12 protein-coding genes and 2 tRNA genes are annotated in these 13,812 nt (G+C 67.8%); all 14 read left to right on the forward strand.

The window, feature by feature from the left end; genetic code table 11:
• The first annotated feature begins 2 nt into the window (after nt 1-2).
• The 14 genes from AC5P5W_RS02670 (at nt 3) to AC5P5W_RS02735 (ending at nt 13,812) form a co-directional block, all read left to right on the forward strand.
• The gene (locus tag AC5P5W_RS02670) at nt 3-665 is read left to right on the forward strand and encodes a MotA/TolQ/ExbB proton channel family protein (RefSeq protein ID WP_014646605.1); all 663 of its coding nucleotides are present in this window, start codon (nt 3-5) and stop codon (nt 663-665) included.
• 3 nt (nt 666-668) lie between these two features.
• Nucleotides 669-1,091 carry an ExbD/TolR family protein gene (locus AC5P5W_RS02675; RefSeq protein ID WP_053494939.1) on the forward strand — a complete coding sequence of 141 codons (423 nt, stop codon included), beginning with the start codon at nt 669-671 and terminating at the stop codon, nt 1,089-1,091.
• A complete protein-coding gene (msbA, locus tag AC5P5W_RS02680; protein ID WP_197574134.1) occupies nt 1,088-2,836 on the forward strand; it encodes a lipid A export permease/ATP-binding protein MsbA in 1,749 nt (582 codons plus the stop codon). Before AC5P5W_RS02675 ends, msbA begins: the two co-directional genes overlap by 4 nt.
• Nucleotides 2,836-3,855, forward strand: a complete 1,020-nt coding sequence (gene lpxK / locus AC5P5W_RS02685; RefSeq protein WP_032960871.1) for a tetraacyldisaccharide 4'-kinase — start codon at nt 2,836-2,838, stop codon at nt 3,853-3,855. Before msbA ends, lpxK begins: the two co-directional genes overlap by 1 nt.
• A gap of 75 nt (nt 3,856-3,930) precedes the next feature.
• Nucleotides 3,931-4,704: a 3-deoxy-manno-octulosonate cytidylyltransferase gene (gene kdsB, locus AC5P5W_RS02690; protein ID WP_111205958.1), complete on the forward strand. Its 774-nt coding sequence runs from the start codon at nt 3,931-3,933 to the stop codon at nt 4,702-4,704.
• Nucleotides 4,701-5,189, forward strand: a complete 489-nt coding sequence (locus tag AC5P5W_RS02695; RefSeq protein ID WP_014646609.1) for a low molecular weight protein-tyrosine-phosphatase — start codon at nt 4,701-4,703, stop codon at nt 5,187-5,189. Before kdsB ends, AC5P5W_RS02695 begins: the two co-directional genes overlap by 4 nt.
• Complete coding sequence (locus tag AC5P5W_RS02700; protein WP_014646610.1) at nt 5,186-6,598, forward strand: hypothetical protein; 1,413 nt, start codon at nt 5,186-5,188, stop codon at nt 6,596-6,598. Before AC5P5W_RS02695 ends, AC5P5W_RS02700 begins: the two co-directional genes overlap by 4 nt.
• On the forward strand, nt 6,595-8,439 hold the full coding sequence (gene uvrC, locus AC5P5W_RS02705; RefSeq protein WP_014646611.1) for an excinuclease ABC subunit UvrC: 1,845 nt from the start codon (nt 6,595-6,597) through the stop codon (nt 8,437-8,439). The genes AC5P5W_RS02700 and uvrC overlap by 4 nt, the downstream gene beginning before the upstream one ends.
• Before the next feature lie 18 nt (nt 8,440-8,457).
• On the forward strand, nt 8,458-9,084 hold the full coding sequence (pgsA, locus tag AC5P5W_RS02710; RefSeq protein ID WP_012510614.1) for a CDP-diacylglycerol--glycerol-3-phosphate 3-phosphatidyltransferase: 627 nt from the start codon (nt 8,458-8,460) through the stop codon (nt 9,082-9,084).
• 249 nt (nt 9,085-9,333) lie between these two features.
• Nucleotides 9,334-9,409 (forward strand) — tRNA-Gly (locus AC5P5W_RS02715).
• Between the two features lie 139 nt (nt 9,410-9,548).
• Nucleotides 9,549-10,655: an NAD(P)/FAD-dependent oxidoreductase gene (locus AC5P5W_RS02720; protein WP_075075706.1), complete on the forward strand. Its 1,107-nt coding sequence runs from the start codon at nt 9,549-9,551 to the stop codon at nt 10,653-10,655.
• Nucleotides 10,656-10,769: 114 nt separating this feature from the next.
• A tRNA-Gly gene (locus AC5P5W_RS02725) sits at nt 10,770-10,845 on the forward strand.
• 367 nt (nt 10,846-11,212) lie between these two features.
• Nucleotides 11,213-12,676, forward strand: a complete 1,464-nt coding sequence (locus AC5P5W_RS02730) for an efflux transporter outer membrane subunit (RefSeq protein WP_032959318.1) — start codon at nt 11,213-11,215, stop codon at nt 12,674-12,676.
• Entirely contained in the window at nt 12,673-13,812 is a 1,140-nt protein-coding gene (locus AC5P5W_RS02735) for an ABC transporter permease (RefSeq protein WP_032959316.1), read from the forward strand. The genes AC5P5W_RS02730 and AC5P5W_RS02735 overlap by 4 nt, the downstream gene beginning before the upstream one ends.

Raw genomic sequence — 13,812 nt, forward strand, 5'->3', positions numbered from 1 at the left:
ACGTGTGGGAACTGGTCAAGGCCGGTGGCTGGCCGATGGTGCCGCTGCTGCTGTTGGGCGTACTGGCTTTGGCGATCATCCTGGAGCGTTTCTGGTCCCTGCGGCGAACGGAGGTGCTGCCGCCCGGCCTCGGCCAGGAAGTGCGCAACTGGGCCGCGCGCGGCAAGCTTGACCCGGCGCACCTGCAGACCCTGCGTGCCAACTCGCCGTTGGGTGCGTTGCTGGCGGCCGCGCTGGAAGCCCGCAACCGCCCGCGCGACCAGATCCGCGAGCGCATCGAGGATACCGGCCGTCACCTGGTGCACCGCATGGAGCGGTTCCTCAACGCGCTGGGCACCATCGCTTCGGCCGGCCCGCTGCTGGGCCTGCTGGGCACCGTGATCGGCATGATCCAGATGTTCCTGGGCATCCTCGACCATGGCGTGGGTGATGTGAACCAGCTGGCCGGTGGCATCGGCAAGGCCCTGGTGTGCACCGCCACCGGCATGATCGTGGCCATCCCGGCACTGATGTTCCATCGCTACTTCAAGGGCCGCATCCACGGCTACGTGGTGGAGATGGAACAGGAGGCCAGCGCCCTGCTGGATACGCTCGACGGCCGCCCGGGGGTGATGAACCCGTCCCCGTCGGCGCGCCCGGCCAACGCCGCTGCGGCGAAGGCCTGATCGATGCGTATCGGCAATGACCGATCCCAGGATGAGCCGCATATCGATCTGGTCCCGCTGATCGACGTCATCTTGGTGCTGATCATCTTCTTCGTGGTCACCACCACCTTCGATGCGCGCTCGACGTTGCAGGTGCAGCTGCCCACCGCCAGCCAGCAGCCCAACAACGAACCGCCGCGTTCGCTCAGCGTGCTGATCAACGCCGAAGGCCGTTATTTCATCAATGACCAGGAAGTGCTGCGTAGCGATGTCGAGTCCGTCAAGCAGACCATCGTCGCCGTCGCCGGCAGTGATCGCAGCCAGCCCGTGCTGCTGCGCGCCGACGCGCGTACTCCCTACCAGGCCGTGGTGACTGCGCAGGACGCGCTCGGTCAGCTCGGTTTCCGTCGTATCGCCATTGCAACTGCGCCAGAGGTGCGTCCATGAGTTCCCATCACGCGCCGGTGTGGCCGATCTACAAACGTCTGCTGGGCTACACCCGCACCTACTGGGTGTTCATGGTCGGCGCGGTCATCGCCATGGTGGTCGAAGCCCTCGCCGGCTACCACTTCACCAAGCTGATGGAGCCGCTGGTCAACGAAGGTTTCGTCGATCCGCAGCCGCGCGCGGCCGTGGTGCTGCCGCTGACCATCCTCGGCCTGTTCCTGATGCGCAGCCTGGCCACCTGGGTCAGCGACTACACGCTGGCCAAGACCGGCCGCAGCGTGGTCCGCGACCTGCGTGAGCAGGTGCTGCAGAAGTACCTGCACCTGCCGTCGTCGCACTTCGATACCGAAGCGACGCCGGTAATGGTCAGCCGCCTCAACTTCGATACGGAACAGGTCACCCAGGCCAGTGCCGACGCGCTGAAGACCGTGGTCGCCGATACCCTCACCATCATCGCGATGCTGGCGGTGATGCTGCAGATGAGCGTCAAGGTGACCCTGGCGATGCTGCTGGTGGTGCCGCTGATCGGCGGCATCGTGTCCTACGTGGGCAAGCGCTACCGTCGCATCAGCCGCGGCATCCAGGACGGCATGGGCACGATGGCGCAGACTGCCGAGCAGTCGCTGGCCGCGCAGCAGGAAGTGAAGGTGCACGGCACCCAGCAGCATGAGATCTCGCGCTACTCGCGCCTGGCCAACCGCATGCTGGCGCTGAACATGAAGGTCGAGGTCACCCGCGCCGCCGCGTCCAGCGTGGTGCAGTTCCTGGCCGCACTGGCGCTGGCGGTGATCGTCTGGGTGTCGACCCGCGAAGCCCTGGCCGGCCGCCTCAATGCCGGCCAGTTCATGGGCCTGATGACCTCGATGATGGCCATCATTCCCTCGCTGCGCCGACTGACCAGCGTACAGACCTCGATTTCGCGCGGCGTCTCCGCCGCCGAGCGCCTGTTCGGCATCCTCGACATGCCGGTGGAGCGTGATGAGGGCCAGCACCGCGTGCAGCGCGTGCGCGGCGAACTGGCGTTCGACCACGTCATGCTGCGCTACCGCGAAGACACCGGCATTGCCCTGGACGACATCAGTTTCGTTGCCAGGCCGGGCACGGTGACGGCCATCGTCGGCCGTTCCGGCAGCGGCAAGACCAGCCTGATCCGGCTGGTTCCGCGCTTCTACGAGCCCAGTGGCGGCGTCATCACCCTCGATGGCGTGGCCCTGGATGACTATCCGCTGGCCGACCTGCGCCGGCAGGTGGCGATCGTCGGGCAGAAGGTGATGCTGTTCGATGACACCATCGCGGCCAACATCGCCTACGGCATGGAGGCGACCGATGAGCAGATCCGTGCGGCGGCCGAAGCGGCCAATGCCTGGGAGTTCATCGCACGCATGCCGCAGCAGCTGCAGACCCCGGTCGGCGAGAATGGCGCGCTGCTGTCCGGTGGCCAGCGCCAGCGCCTGGCGATTGCCCGCGCGATCCTGCGCGACGCGCCGATCCTGATCCTCGACGAAGCCACTGCGGCGCTGGACAACGAATCCGAGCGCCTGGTGCAGGATGCGCTGCAGCGCCTGATGCCGGAACGCACCACGCTGGTCATCGCGCACCGCCTGTCGACCATCGAGCATGCCGACCAGGTGCTGGTGATGGACCATGGCCGCATCGTTGAACGTGGCACCCACAAGGAGCTGCTCGAACTGGGCGGCCTTTACCAGCATCTGCACAGCATGCAGTTCCGCGAAAGGCAGGACTGATGGCCGGCAAGGGTACCCAGACCCCGGCGTACTGGTACGACGGCAGCCCCGTTCCGTGGACGATGCGCCTGCTGGCGCCGCTGTACGCAGGTGTCACCGCGCTGCGCCGGCGCGCCTATCGGCGTGGCTGGCGCAAGCGCCACTCGCTGCCGGTGCCGGTCATCGTGGTCGGCAACATCACCGCCGGTGGTACCGGCAAGACGCCGCTGACCATTGCCCTGGTCGAGCGCCTGCGCGCGGCCGGCTGGAAGCCGGGCGTGGCCAGCCGTGGTTATGGTCGCGAAGACGCCGACAAGCCGCTGTGGGTGCAGGCCGATACGCCAACTGCCAAGGGCGGTGACGAGCCGGTGCTGATCGCCTGGAAGACCGGTGTGCCGGTGCGCGTGGACCGCGACCGTGTCGCCGCCGGCAAGGCGCTGATCGAGGCCGGCTGCGATGTGATCGTCTGCGACGATGGCCTGCAGCACTACCGCCTGGCGCGCGACATCGAGATCGAAGTGGTCGATGCGCAGCGTCGCTACGGCAATGGCCGGATGATTCCGGCCGGGCCGTTGCGCGAGCCCGTCAGCCGCGCCAGCGAATGCGATTTCCGGGTGGTCAACCTCGGCCAGGCCGATGAGGAAACCGCAGCGCAGGCCTGTGGCTTCGGCCAGTGGCCGATGGCGCTGCACATCGACAGTGCACAGCCGCTGGCCGGTGGTCGCGCTCGCCCGCTGGCGTACTTCAAGGGCCAGCGCGTGCATGCGGTGGCCGGCATTGCCCATCCCCAGCGCTTCTTCGACATGTTGCGCGCGCGCGGGATCGGCGTGGTGCCGCATGCGTTCGCCGACCACCAGGCCTACCAGCCGCAGGACCTGTCCTTCGGCAGCCAGCTGCCGGTATTGATGACCGAGAAGGACGCGGTGAAATGCCGTGCGTTCGGCAACGACTGGCACTACGCGGTTCCGTTGCGCGCCGAGCTGCCCGCGGCGTTCTGGGTGGCGCTGACCGATCGCCTGGACAAGCTGCGGCCGAACTGAGTGGTGCGGCGGCGCTTGCATTCACGCGCTGCTGCCCGCATTCCCGTTGTAACGAGCCTGCCGAGTACCGCCTGCATGACTGAATTCGTCGTCGCCATTCCGGCCCGCTATGCCGCCTCGCGGCTGCCGGGCAAGCCGTTGCGCCCGCTGGGCGGCGAGCCGCTGGTGCTGCATGTGGCGCGCCGCGCGCTGCAGGCCGGTGCCCGTGAAGTCTGGGTAGCGACCGACGATCAGCGCATTGCCGATGCGCTGTCCGGGCTGGCCGAAGTGAAGGTGGCGATGACCGCGACCGCGCACGCCTCCGGCACTGATCGCCTGGCCGAATGCGCACGCATTGCCGGCTGGGCCGATGACACGGTGGTGGTCAACCTGCAGGGCGACGAACCGTTCGCACCGGCGGCCGGTATCCGTGCGGTGGCCGATGCGCTGGTCGCAGGCACTGCGACGATGTCGACTCTCGCCACGACCGTCGAGGACGCGCACACCCTGTTCGACCCGAACGTGGTGAAGCTGGTGCGCAACGTGCGCAACGAGGCGATGTACTTCAGCCGCGCGCCGATCGCCTGGCACCGCGACGGCTTCGCACGCAGCCGCGACACGCTGCCGGACGGCCACCACTGGTTGCGCCACATCGGCATCTACGGCTATCGCGCCGGCTTCCTGCAGCAGTTCGCGGCGATGCCGCCGGGCCAGCTGGAGCAGGTCGAATCGCTGGAGCAGCTGCGCGTGCTGGAAGCGGGCTATCCGATCAGCGTGGCGATCTCGCCCGAGCCGTTCCCGCCGGGCATCGACACGCCCGAGGACCTGGAGCGCGCCGAGGGGCTGCTGCAGGCGATGGCGCCGCGATGAGGCTGCTGGTCGTCTGCCTCGGCAACATCTGCCGTTCGCCGATGGCCGAAGGCGCGCTGCGCGCACGCCTGGATGCCTCGCCGCTGGCCGGGCGGGTGCAGGTTGATTCGGCTGGCACCGGCGACTGGCACGTGGGCGAGCCGCCGGACCGCCGCGCGATCGCCTGCGCGGCCGGGCACGGCGTGGACATCGGCGGCCTGCGCGCACGCCAGCTGCAGGCCGTGGATTTCGACCGTTTCGACTGGATCCTGTGTGCCGACGAGGCCAACCTGCGTGATGCAGGGCGCCTGGCGTCGGCGGCCCAGCGTGAACGGCTGGCGTTGTACCTGCCCTGGTCGGGCGTTCAGGGGCGGGTAGCCATCCCCGACCCCTACACCGGCGGCAGCGATCATTTCGAACAGGTCTGGTCGCTGGTCGACGATGCTGCAAAACGTGCGGTGGCACGACTGTTGCATGACGCCGACTCCGGCATAATCGGGTCATGAACGTCCAGCCCGTCCCGGACCTGCCCGAGTTCGCCACCTGGCTCAATGCCACCCCTTGCACCCTGACCGAACTGCGCGGCCGGCCGGTCGCGCTGCTGTTCGTCAATGCGGCCTCCGCCTGGAGTGCGCAACGCCTGGCCGAGTTCGGCCAATGGCTGTCGCGCCACCCCGGCAAGCTGCAGCCGCTGGTGCTGCAGGTGCCGCGCTTCGATTTCGAGCGCGACGCCAGTGCCGCACTGAAGCTGCTGCGCCGCCAGGGTCTGGCCATGCCCGTACTGCTCGATGCCGATTGGGATGGCTGGCGCCGCTTCGGCGTTACCGCCTGGCCGACCGTGGTGCTGCTGGACGCGCAGGGTCGCGAGCAGCAGCGGCTGGTCGGGCAGGGAGCACCCGGTGAACTGGAGCGCGCCCTGAACACGCTGTGCCAGGGCGCGCCTTCGGCGCCGCCGCGCGGCGGCAGCGAACTGCATCCGGAACCACGCCAGGCGCTGCGGTTCCCGCTGGGCCTGGCGGTCAGCACCGAACGCCTGTACATCGCCGACAGTGGCCACCACCGCATTCTCGAATGCAGCCATGGCGGCCGCATCCTGCGCCAGTTCGGCCTCGGTACCGCCGATTTCATGGACGGCAACCTGGCCGAAGCGGCGTTCCACCGCCCGCAGGCGCTGGTGCTGGAGCGCGATTCGCTGTACGTCGCCGACACCGGCAACCATGCGGTGCGCCGCATCAACCTGCTGACCGGCATCGTCGACACGCTGTGTGGCAACGGACGTCCCGGTGCGCCGATGGAAGGTCCGGTGGCGCAGGCGCGGCAGGTCTCGCTGGACCATCCTGTCGGCCTGGCCATCGCCGACAACCAGCTGCACATCGCGATGGCCGGCGACAACCGCATCTGGAGCTACCACCTGGGCCAGCGCAGCCTGCAATGGCGCGCCGGCAGTGGTTCCATCGACGAGCGTGACGGCAGCGGCCACCTGGCTGCCTTTGCCCAACCGACTGCGCTGGCCGTGGTGCAGCAGGTGTTGTACGTCGCCGACGCCTTGGGATCCTCGATCCGTGCACTGCAACTGCGCGGCGACCTGGTGCAGACGCTGGTCGGGCAGGGGCCCTGGCGCTTCGGCAGCGAAGACGGCCCGCGTGCGCAGGCCAGCCTGCAGTATCCGCAGGCGATCGCATTGAGCGCGGACGCTCCGCTGCTGTGGATTGCCGATACCGGCAACGGTCGCCTGCGCACGCTGCGCCTGGGCGGCGGTGAACTGACCACCCAGCCGCTGCCGCGCCGCCTGCATGGCCCGGCCGGATTGGCGGTGGGCGCCGGTGCGGTGTGGATCGCCGAGACTGACGCCCATGCCGTGCTGCGATTCGACCCCGACAGCGGCGTGCTCAGCGAAGTCCCGATCAGCGAATGACCGACGTTCCCGCCCCGGCCTTCGACGGCAAGGCCTTCGCGGCCCAGCTCAGCACCGCCCCTGGCGTGTACCGCATGTACGCCGCCGACGACACCCTGCTGTACGTGGGCAAGGCGCGCGCGCTGCGCAACCGTGTCGGCAGCTATTTCAACGGCAGCCCGAAGAACGCGCGGATCATGTCGATGATCTCGCAGATCACGCGCATGGACGTGACCGTGACGCGCTCGGAAGCCGAGGCGTTGCTGCTGGAAAACCAGTTGATCAAGTCGCTGTCGCCGCGCTACAACGTCTCACTGCGCGATGACAAGACCTATCCGCATGTGCTGCTGACCCGCGAGGACTGGCCACGCATCGCGCTGCATCGTGGTCCGCGTGCCATTCCTGGGCGCTACTTCGGGCCGTATCCCGGCGTCACCGCCGTGCGCGAGACGCTGAACCTGATGCACAAGCTGTTCAAGCTGCGCAGCTGCGAGGACAGCGTGTTCCGCAACCGTTCGCGACCGTGCCTGCAATACCAGATCGGGCGTTGCAGCGCGCCGTGCGTGGAGCTGGTCCCGGCGCCGGAGTACGCCGAGTCGGTGCGCCGCGCCGCCCTGTTCCTGGAAGGCAAGAGTGACGAGCTGACCCGCGAACTGGGCGAGCAGATGCAGGCCGCCAGCGAGGCGCTGGAGTTCGAGCAGGCCGCGCGCCTGCGCGACCTGATCTCCTCGCTGCGCAGCATGCAGACCCGCCAGTACGTGGATGGCCGCGCCGCGGACCTCGATGTGCTGGCCGTGGCCATGCAGGGCTCGCAGGCCTGCGTGCTGCTGCTGGCCTTCCGTGATGGTCGCAACCTCGGCACCCGCCCGTTCTTCCCGCGCACCAATGGCGAGGAAAGCCCGGAAGAGGTGCTTGCCGCCTTCGTCTCGCAGTACTACATCGAATTCGAGCCGCCGCGCGAGATCCTGCTGGACCGCGAGATTCCCGACGCCGACCTGCTGGTCGCCGCGCTGTCGGCCTCGGCCGAGCGCAAGGTGCAGCTGAAGTGGAACGTGCGCGGCGAGCGCGCCGGCTATGTGGAATTGGCCAGCCGCAACGCGCAGCTGACCCTGGCCACCGAACTCAACAGCCGCAATGCGCAGCACGCGCGCAGCGATGCGCTGCGCGAGATGCTGGGCCTGGCCGAGCCGGTCAAGCGTGTCGAGTGTTTTGATATCAGCCACACCCTGGGCGAGGCCACCGTAGCCTCGTGCGTGGTGTTCGACGCCGCCGGCCCGGTGCGCGCGCAGTACCGCCGTTTCAACATCAGCGGCATCGAGCCGGGCGACGACTACGCCGCCATGCGCCAGGCCATCGACCGCCGTTTCCGCCGCGCAGTGGAAGAGCAGGGCGTGCTGCCGGACGTGCTGCTGATCGACGGTGGCGCCGGCCAGCTGTCGCAGGCCCAGGCCGCACTGGCCGATCTGGGCGTGGAAGGCGTGCTGCTGGTGGGCGTGGCCAAGGGCGTGGAGCGCCGTGCCGGCCACGAAGCGCTGGTGATGCCCGATGGCCGCGAGCTGCGCCCGGGCGCGGCCAGCCCGGCGCTGCAGTTCATCCAGCAGGTGCGCGACGAGGCGCATCGCTTCGCCATCACCGGCCACAGGGGGCGCCGCCAGAAGGCGCGGATGACCAGCAAGCTGGAGGATATCCCCGGCATCGGGCCGCGCCGCCGCGCCAGCCTGCTCAAGCATTTCGGCGGCCTGGTGGGCCTGAAAGCCGCTGGCGAAGCCGAGATCGCCAAGGTGGAAGGCATCAATGACGCCCTCGCGGCACGTATCTACGCTAACCTGCACGGGTTGGCCACGCCTGATGCGGCCGAGTAGAGAGAGAAGCACGCAAGCATGAAGTTGACCCTGCCCACCTGGCTGACGTTGTTGCGGATCGTGATGATCCCGGTGCTGGTGCTGGTGTTCTACCTGCCCTACACCTGGACCAACTTCGCTTCGGCGGCGATCTTCGGCCTGGCCGCGATCACCGACTGGCTCGATGGCTGGATCGCACGCCGTTACCAGCTGGAGTCGGCCTTTGGCGCCTTCCTCGACCCGGTCGCGGACAAGCTGATGGTGGCGGTGGCGCTGTTCCTGATCGTGCAGGGTCATCCGACGCCGTGGATGGCGTTCTGGGCGGCGGTCATCGTCGGCCGCGAGATCGCGGTGTCGGCGCTGCGCGAATGGATGGCCGAGCTGGGCCAGCGCGCGAAGGTGCGCGTGGCGATGATCGGCAAGGTCAAGACCACCGCGCAGATGGTCGCGCTGTTGTGCCTGCTGTATTCGGTGGCCCCGAACGTGCCGGTGGAAGACATCTGGATGGGCTGGCCGGTGTTCCATATCGGCGACTGGACCCTGGCCATTGCCGCCGTGCTGACCCTGTGGTCGGGCCTGCAGTACCTGCACGCCGCCTGGCCGAGCCTGCGCGACGATGAGCGCGCTGCGCGCGAGCGTGCGCGGCAGAAGAAGCTGGGCAACTGAGCCCGGGGTCTGAGCCCCGGGGTCGGATCCCTTTCCGAAGGAAAGGGCTCTGACCCCATCGATGCGCCTATCCCCGCATGGCGTGGACCTACTGGAAATGCTGCGTCCACGGATGGTGCGGATCCATCAGTTTGCGGAGACGCTGTAGTAGATCCACGCCATGCATGGATACGCGGTGCAAGGCGCCTCGCAGGCCCCGGAAAAACCGCTTGACGCCATCCTTGGAACAGGTAGAATTTCGCCTCCCAAGCGGGAATAGCTCAGTTGGTAGAGCGCAACCTTGCCAAGGTTGAGGTCGCGAGTTCGAGTCTCGTTTCCCGCTCCAGATTCAAGAAGAACGCTCCCGGAAGGGAGCGTTTTTTCGTTTGTGTGCAGGGCACTTCATCCCTGCTTCACCGCCACCCCATCGCCTCACCACGCGTGCTCGCGAAGCTGTATCTCCGTTCCAGCCCGGCGATGCCGCGATGCCTCATCAATCCTCTGCTTACGACCACGATGTGGTCATCGTCGGCGCCAGTTTCGCCGGTGCCGCCTGCGCCTTGGCCGCCGCGCAGTACGGTCTGCGCGTCTGCGTGCTGGAACGCAAGGTCGACCCCGGCGAGCGCCTGCACACCACCGGTATCGTGGTGAAAGAAGCGATGGAGGAGACCTGGTTGGGGCGCATGCCCGAACATCTGGTGGACCGGGTCGCAAACGTGCGCCTGTATGCGCCGAACCTTCGCAGCGTGTTGCTGGCCGCACCGGGCTATTACTTCCTCACCACCGATACGCCGAACCTGATGCGCTGGCTGGCCAGCGAGCTGCATGCGAACGGCGTCGACCTGCGCCTGCAGCAGTCCTTTACCGACGCCCATCGCAGTGGTGACGGCTGGCAGGTGGATGGGGCAGGGCGATGCGCCTATCTGGTTGGCGCTGACGGCGCACGCTCACGCGTGGCACAACGCACTGGGCTTGGCCAGGTGCGTGACAACCTCTACGGCGTCGAGCGTGAGTTCGCCGGCCTGCAGGTGTCGCAGGGCGATGCACTGCATTGCTTCGTCAGCAAGCGCTACGCACCGGGCTACATCGGCTGGGTCGCGCAGAATCCGACCGGGCTGCAGGTGGGATTAGCGCTGCGTCATGACCCGCAACAGGTACGGCCGCCGGATATCGATGGCTTCCTCGACCACGTGCGCAATGTGGTCGGCATTCCGCCTTCGGCGCGTCCCTCGGCCACCCGCGCCGGCTTGGTCCCGTGCGGCCGGCCGGATGGGCCCTTCACCGGCCAACGCGTGATCCTGACCGGCGACGCGGCAGGCATCGTCTCGCCGCTGTCCGCCGGCGGCATCCACTCCTCGTGGCGGCACGGCTGGGCGGTCGGCGAGGCGATTTCCCGCCATCTGCGTGGGCAAGGGCCGGAAGCGGAACGGGTGGCGCGGCAGGTGGCGCCGGCATTCCATGGCAAGCGCCTGCTGCGCTGGGCGATGGACCATCTGCAGGCCGACTGGCCGCTCAACGCACTGCTGCACACGGGGGCCACGCGGCGCATCGCCGAGCAGGTCTACTTCCACCGCCGTGGCCTGCGAACCTGAGGTGTCGGTCCTGAGGGCCTGAACGCCTCCCGCAATGCCGGTGAAAATTCCTGTTGACGCCGTGCAGCAATATCGACACAATAGCGCTCCTTCGACGCAGGTCGAACGGAATCTGCGGGAATAGCTCAGTTGGTAGAGCGCAACCTTGCCAAGGTTGAGGTCGCGAGTTCGAGTCTCGTTTCCCGCTCCAGATTCAAGAAAAACGCTCCCGCAAGGGGGCGTTTTTCGTTTGTCATGACGTTGGCCAGGCGGGTCGCTACAGGCGGGCCACGACATTTTCATGGTGGGCGTGGTAAGTCTGCAGCTGGGGGCGATTCCGACATTGGTGTCGCAATCGGCATGACGGGGGGCGCAGCGATCGTGGGGACGATCGGAAGCACCTGGCACGAGGGGCTGCAACAGACGCAATGACCTGGAATCCGCACCAGTGTTCCGCCTGCTGCAGGCGCTGAAAGGCTGGCGAAAGGCCTGCGCCGGCGTTGCCTGAACCGCACGCGTGCTGTGACCTTTTTCGGACCATTTCTCCATGTTCGCTCCACAATCGCACGGTAGCCTTCATGCTCCTTCTACACGTTGGCGGGCTGGTGGTCAGGCGTATCACTTCAGTGGCAGTGCCCAGGACGGGGCGCGGACTCTCCCTGCAGGCAGTGCTGCGACCCGGCGCGCTGCTCGCAAGTCTCGCATTGGCGGGCTGCATGTCGGTGCCGGTTCCGGATCTGCCTGATCGCACGCCCAGCACCTGGACCCAGGTGCCGCAGGGCCAGGGCGTGGCGGTGGACGCCAAACAGTGGTGGAAAGTGTTGTCCGACCCAGCGCTGGATGGACTGGTCGATCAGGCCATCGCCGGCAACCTCGACCTGCAGCAGGCCACGCTGCGCCTGCAGGCCGTGCGGATTGTCGCCGGCACGTCCGATTCGCGCTTCCTGCCGGAAATCACCGCCAGCGCCAAGCAGGTGCAGGATGCCGCTGCGGTCGACACCTACTTCCACGCGGGTATCGAAGCGATCTGGGACCTGGGCCTGTTCGGCGCCGCCGAGAGCGCGCAGTTGAGCGCGCAGGCGTCGGCCGGCAATGCCGAGGCGCTGCGTGGTGCCGCGCAGGTCGCGGTGATCGCCGACGTGGTGCGCAGCTATCTGGATCTGACCGTGGCGCAGGCCCAGCAGGACCTGTTGGCCCGCCAGCAGGCGGTGGACGATCGCGGCGAACAGTTGGCCCTGGTACGCCAGCGCCTGCGCCTTGATGAGCCCGGCGAACTTGATCGCCTGCGTGCACGTCAGGCCGCCACCCGCGCGGCCACGGCACAGGCACGGGAAAACGCGGACAACGCTGCCCGTGCGTTGGCTTTGCTGCTGGGACGCGATGGCCCGGACCCGGCCTGGCGTGCCTATCGCACGCCGCCGACGCTGGGTGCGTTCTCGCTGCAGCAGGTCCCGGCCGATCTGCTGCGCCATCGGCCGCAGATCCTGCTGGCCGAATCGGAGGTGATGCAGGCTGCTGCCAGCAAGGGTTCGGCACGCGCCGCGATGTATCCGCGTGTCAGCCTCGGTGGCTCCATCCTGTACGCCTACAACCTCACCCAGAACGCCCGCTCCAATTCCGATTCGAGCCCGTCGATCGGCCCGTACATCGATATTCCGCTGTGGGACTGGGGCCAGCGCCGCGCACGCTTCCATGCCGATGAAAAGCAGCTGGATGCCGCCTTGCTGGGTTACCGCAAGGCGGTGCTGGAAGGCGTGAGCGAAGTGGAAGGCGCGCTCGGCAGCCTGGCGCGCCAGGACAGCAGCATCCAGTCGCTGCGCGCGGCCGATGATGCCGCCGGGCAACAGGTCAAGCGGCAGGCGCGGCAGGTGCAGTTGGGGCTGTCCAGCGAATTCGACGGGCTTGACGGGCAGCGTGCGGCACTCGCCGCGCAGGCCGACCTGATCGGTGCACAGGGTGCGCGCGTGCTGGCCTTTGCGTCGCTCTACCGCGCCCTCGGTGGTGCTCCGTTGCCTGTCGAGGGTGAGGGCGAATCGCAATGATCGCGCTGGCCCGCAAGACCCTGGCCTATGAGTGGCGCCGGTTCCTGCCGGTGGTGCTGGCGATGTGCTTCGCCGGTGTGCTGTTGATCGTGCAGGCGGCACTGGTGCTGGGCATCTTCGGTACCGCTGCGATCTACGTGAAAGCGTCCTCGGCCGACATCTGGGCGGGTTTCCCCGGCACCCAGAGCGTCAATTACGGCCATGCGATCAGCGCCGACGTCGAAAGCCACCTGCGCATGGACCCGGATGTCACCCGCGTCGAACCCTACGAGTGGGTCGATGGCGAATGGCGCTCGGGCGCGCAGGGTACCGGCAACGTGTCGGTATACCTGTCCGGCATCTCCACCGGCGATGACGCAATGATGTTCGCGCGCATCCTGCCTGCCGACCTGCGCGCGCAACTGCGCGAGCCGGGGGCGGTGATCGTCGACAGCGCCGACCTGGATACGCTGGGCGTGGACCTGCAGAGCAACCGTGCATGGATCAATGGCAAGGCGGTGCGCGTGGTCGCCGCGCAACCCGGCCTGCGTGGCCTCGGTGGCGTCAACGTGCTGGCCTCGCTGGATACCGCGCGTGCCATCGCCGGTACCGATCCGCACGAGGGTAGTACCTATTTCGTGGCGGGCCTGCGCTCGCCGGACCTGGCCGACCGCGTGCGCGACCGCCTCGCTGCGTCGATGGGCCAAGCCACGCCGGTCGAGTTCTGGACCGCGCCGGCGTTCGCCAGCCGTTCGCAGCAGTACTGGTTGTTCGACACCGGCGCCGGCATCGCGGTGCTGTTCATGGCCGTCATCGTCTGCTTCGTCGGCGCGGTGATCACCAACCAGTCGTTCGCCTCGGTGGTGGCTGGCTCGGTGCGCGAGTACGCCACGCTCAACGCGCTCGGCGCAGGTCGCTACGCGCTGGCACGGGTGGTATTCGAGCAGGCATTGCTGATCGGTGGCGTGGGCATGTTGCTGGCGGCGGCGTTCAGTACCGTCGTGCTGTTGATCGCACAGTCCCAGCGCGTGCCGGTGCAGCTGACGCCGATGGTCATCATCGGCTGCGTGGCGCTGGTCGCGGTGATGGCCATGCTGTCGAGCATCATGGCGGTACGCAGTGTGGTCCGCTCCGATCCATCGTTGCTGCTGCGTTGA

This window comes from Stenotrophomonas sp. YJH_SMC_123, assembly GCF_059368215.1.

Bases quoted from the DNA above. Each gene is read 5' to 3' on its own strand.
- AC5P5W_RS02700 (WP_014646610.1), top strand. From the start codon at position 5,186: ATGAACGTCCAGCCCGTCCCGGACCTGCCCGAGTTCGCCACCTGGCTC.
- lpxK (WP_032960871.1), top strand. From the start codon at position 2,836: ATGGCCGGCAAGGGTACCCAGACCCCGGCGTACTGGTACGACGGCAGC.
- AC5P5W_RS02730 (WP_032959318.1), top strand. From the start codon at position 11,213: ATGCTCCTTCTACACGTTGGCGGGCTGGTGGTCAGGCGTATCACTTCA.
- AC5P5W_RS02720 (WP_075075706.1), top strand. From the start codon at position 9,549: ATGCCTCATCAATCCTCTGCTTACGACCACGATGTGGTCATCGTCGGC.
- AC5P5W_RS02675 (WP_053494939.1), top strand. From the start codon at position 669: ATGCGTATCGGCAATGACCGATCCCAGGATGAGCCGCATATCGATCTG.
- AC5P5W_RS02695 (WP_014646609.1), top strand. From the start codon at position 4,701: ATGAGGCTGCTGGTCGTCTGCCTCGGCAACATCTGCCGTTCGCCGATG.
- pgsA (WP_012510614.1), top strand. From the start codon at position 8,458: ATGAAGTTGACCCTGCCCACCTGGCTGACGTTGTTGCGGATCGTGATG.
- uvrC (WP_014646611.1), top strand. From the start codon at position 6,595: ATGACCGACGTTCCCGCCCCGGCCTTCGACGGCAAGGCCTTCGCGGCC.
- kdsB (WP_111205958.1), top strand. From the start codon at position 3,931: ATGACTGAATTCGTCGTCGCCATTCCGGCCCGCTATGCCGCCTCGCGG.
- AC5P5W_RS02735 (WP_032959316.1), top strand. From the start codon at position 12,673: ATGATCGCGCTGGCCCGCAAGACCCTGGCCTATGAGTGGCGCCGGTTC.
- msbA (WP_197574134.1), top strand. From the start codon at position 1,088: ATGAGTTCCCATCACGCGCCGGTGTGGCCGATCTACAAACGTCTGCTG.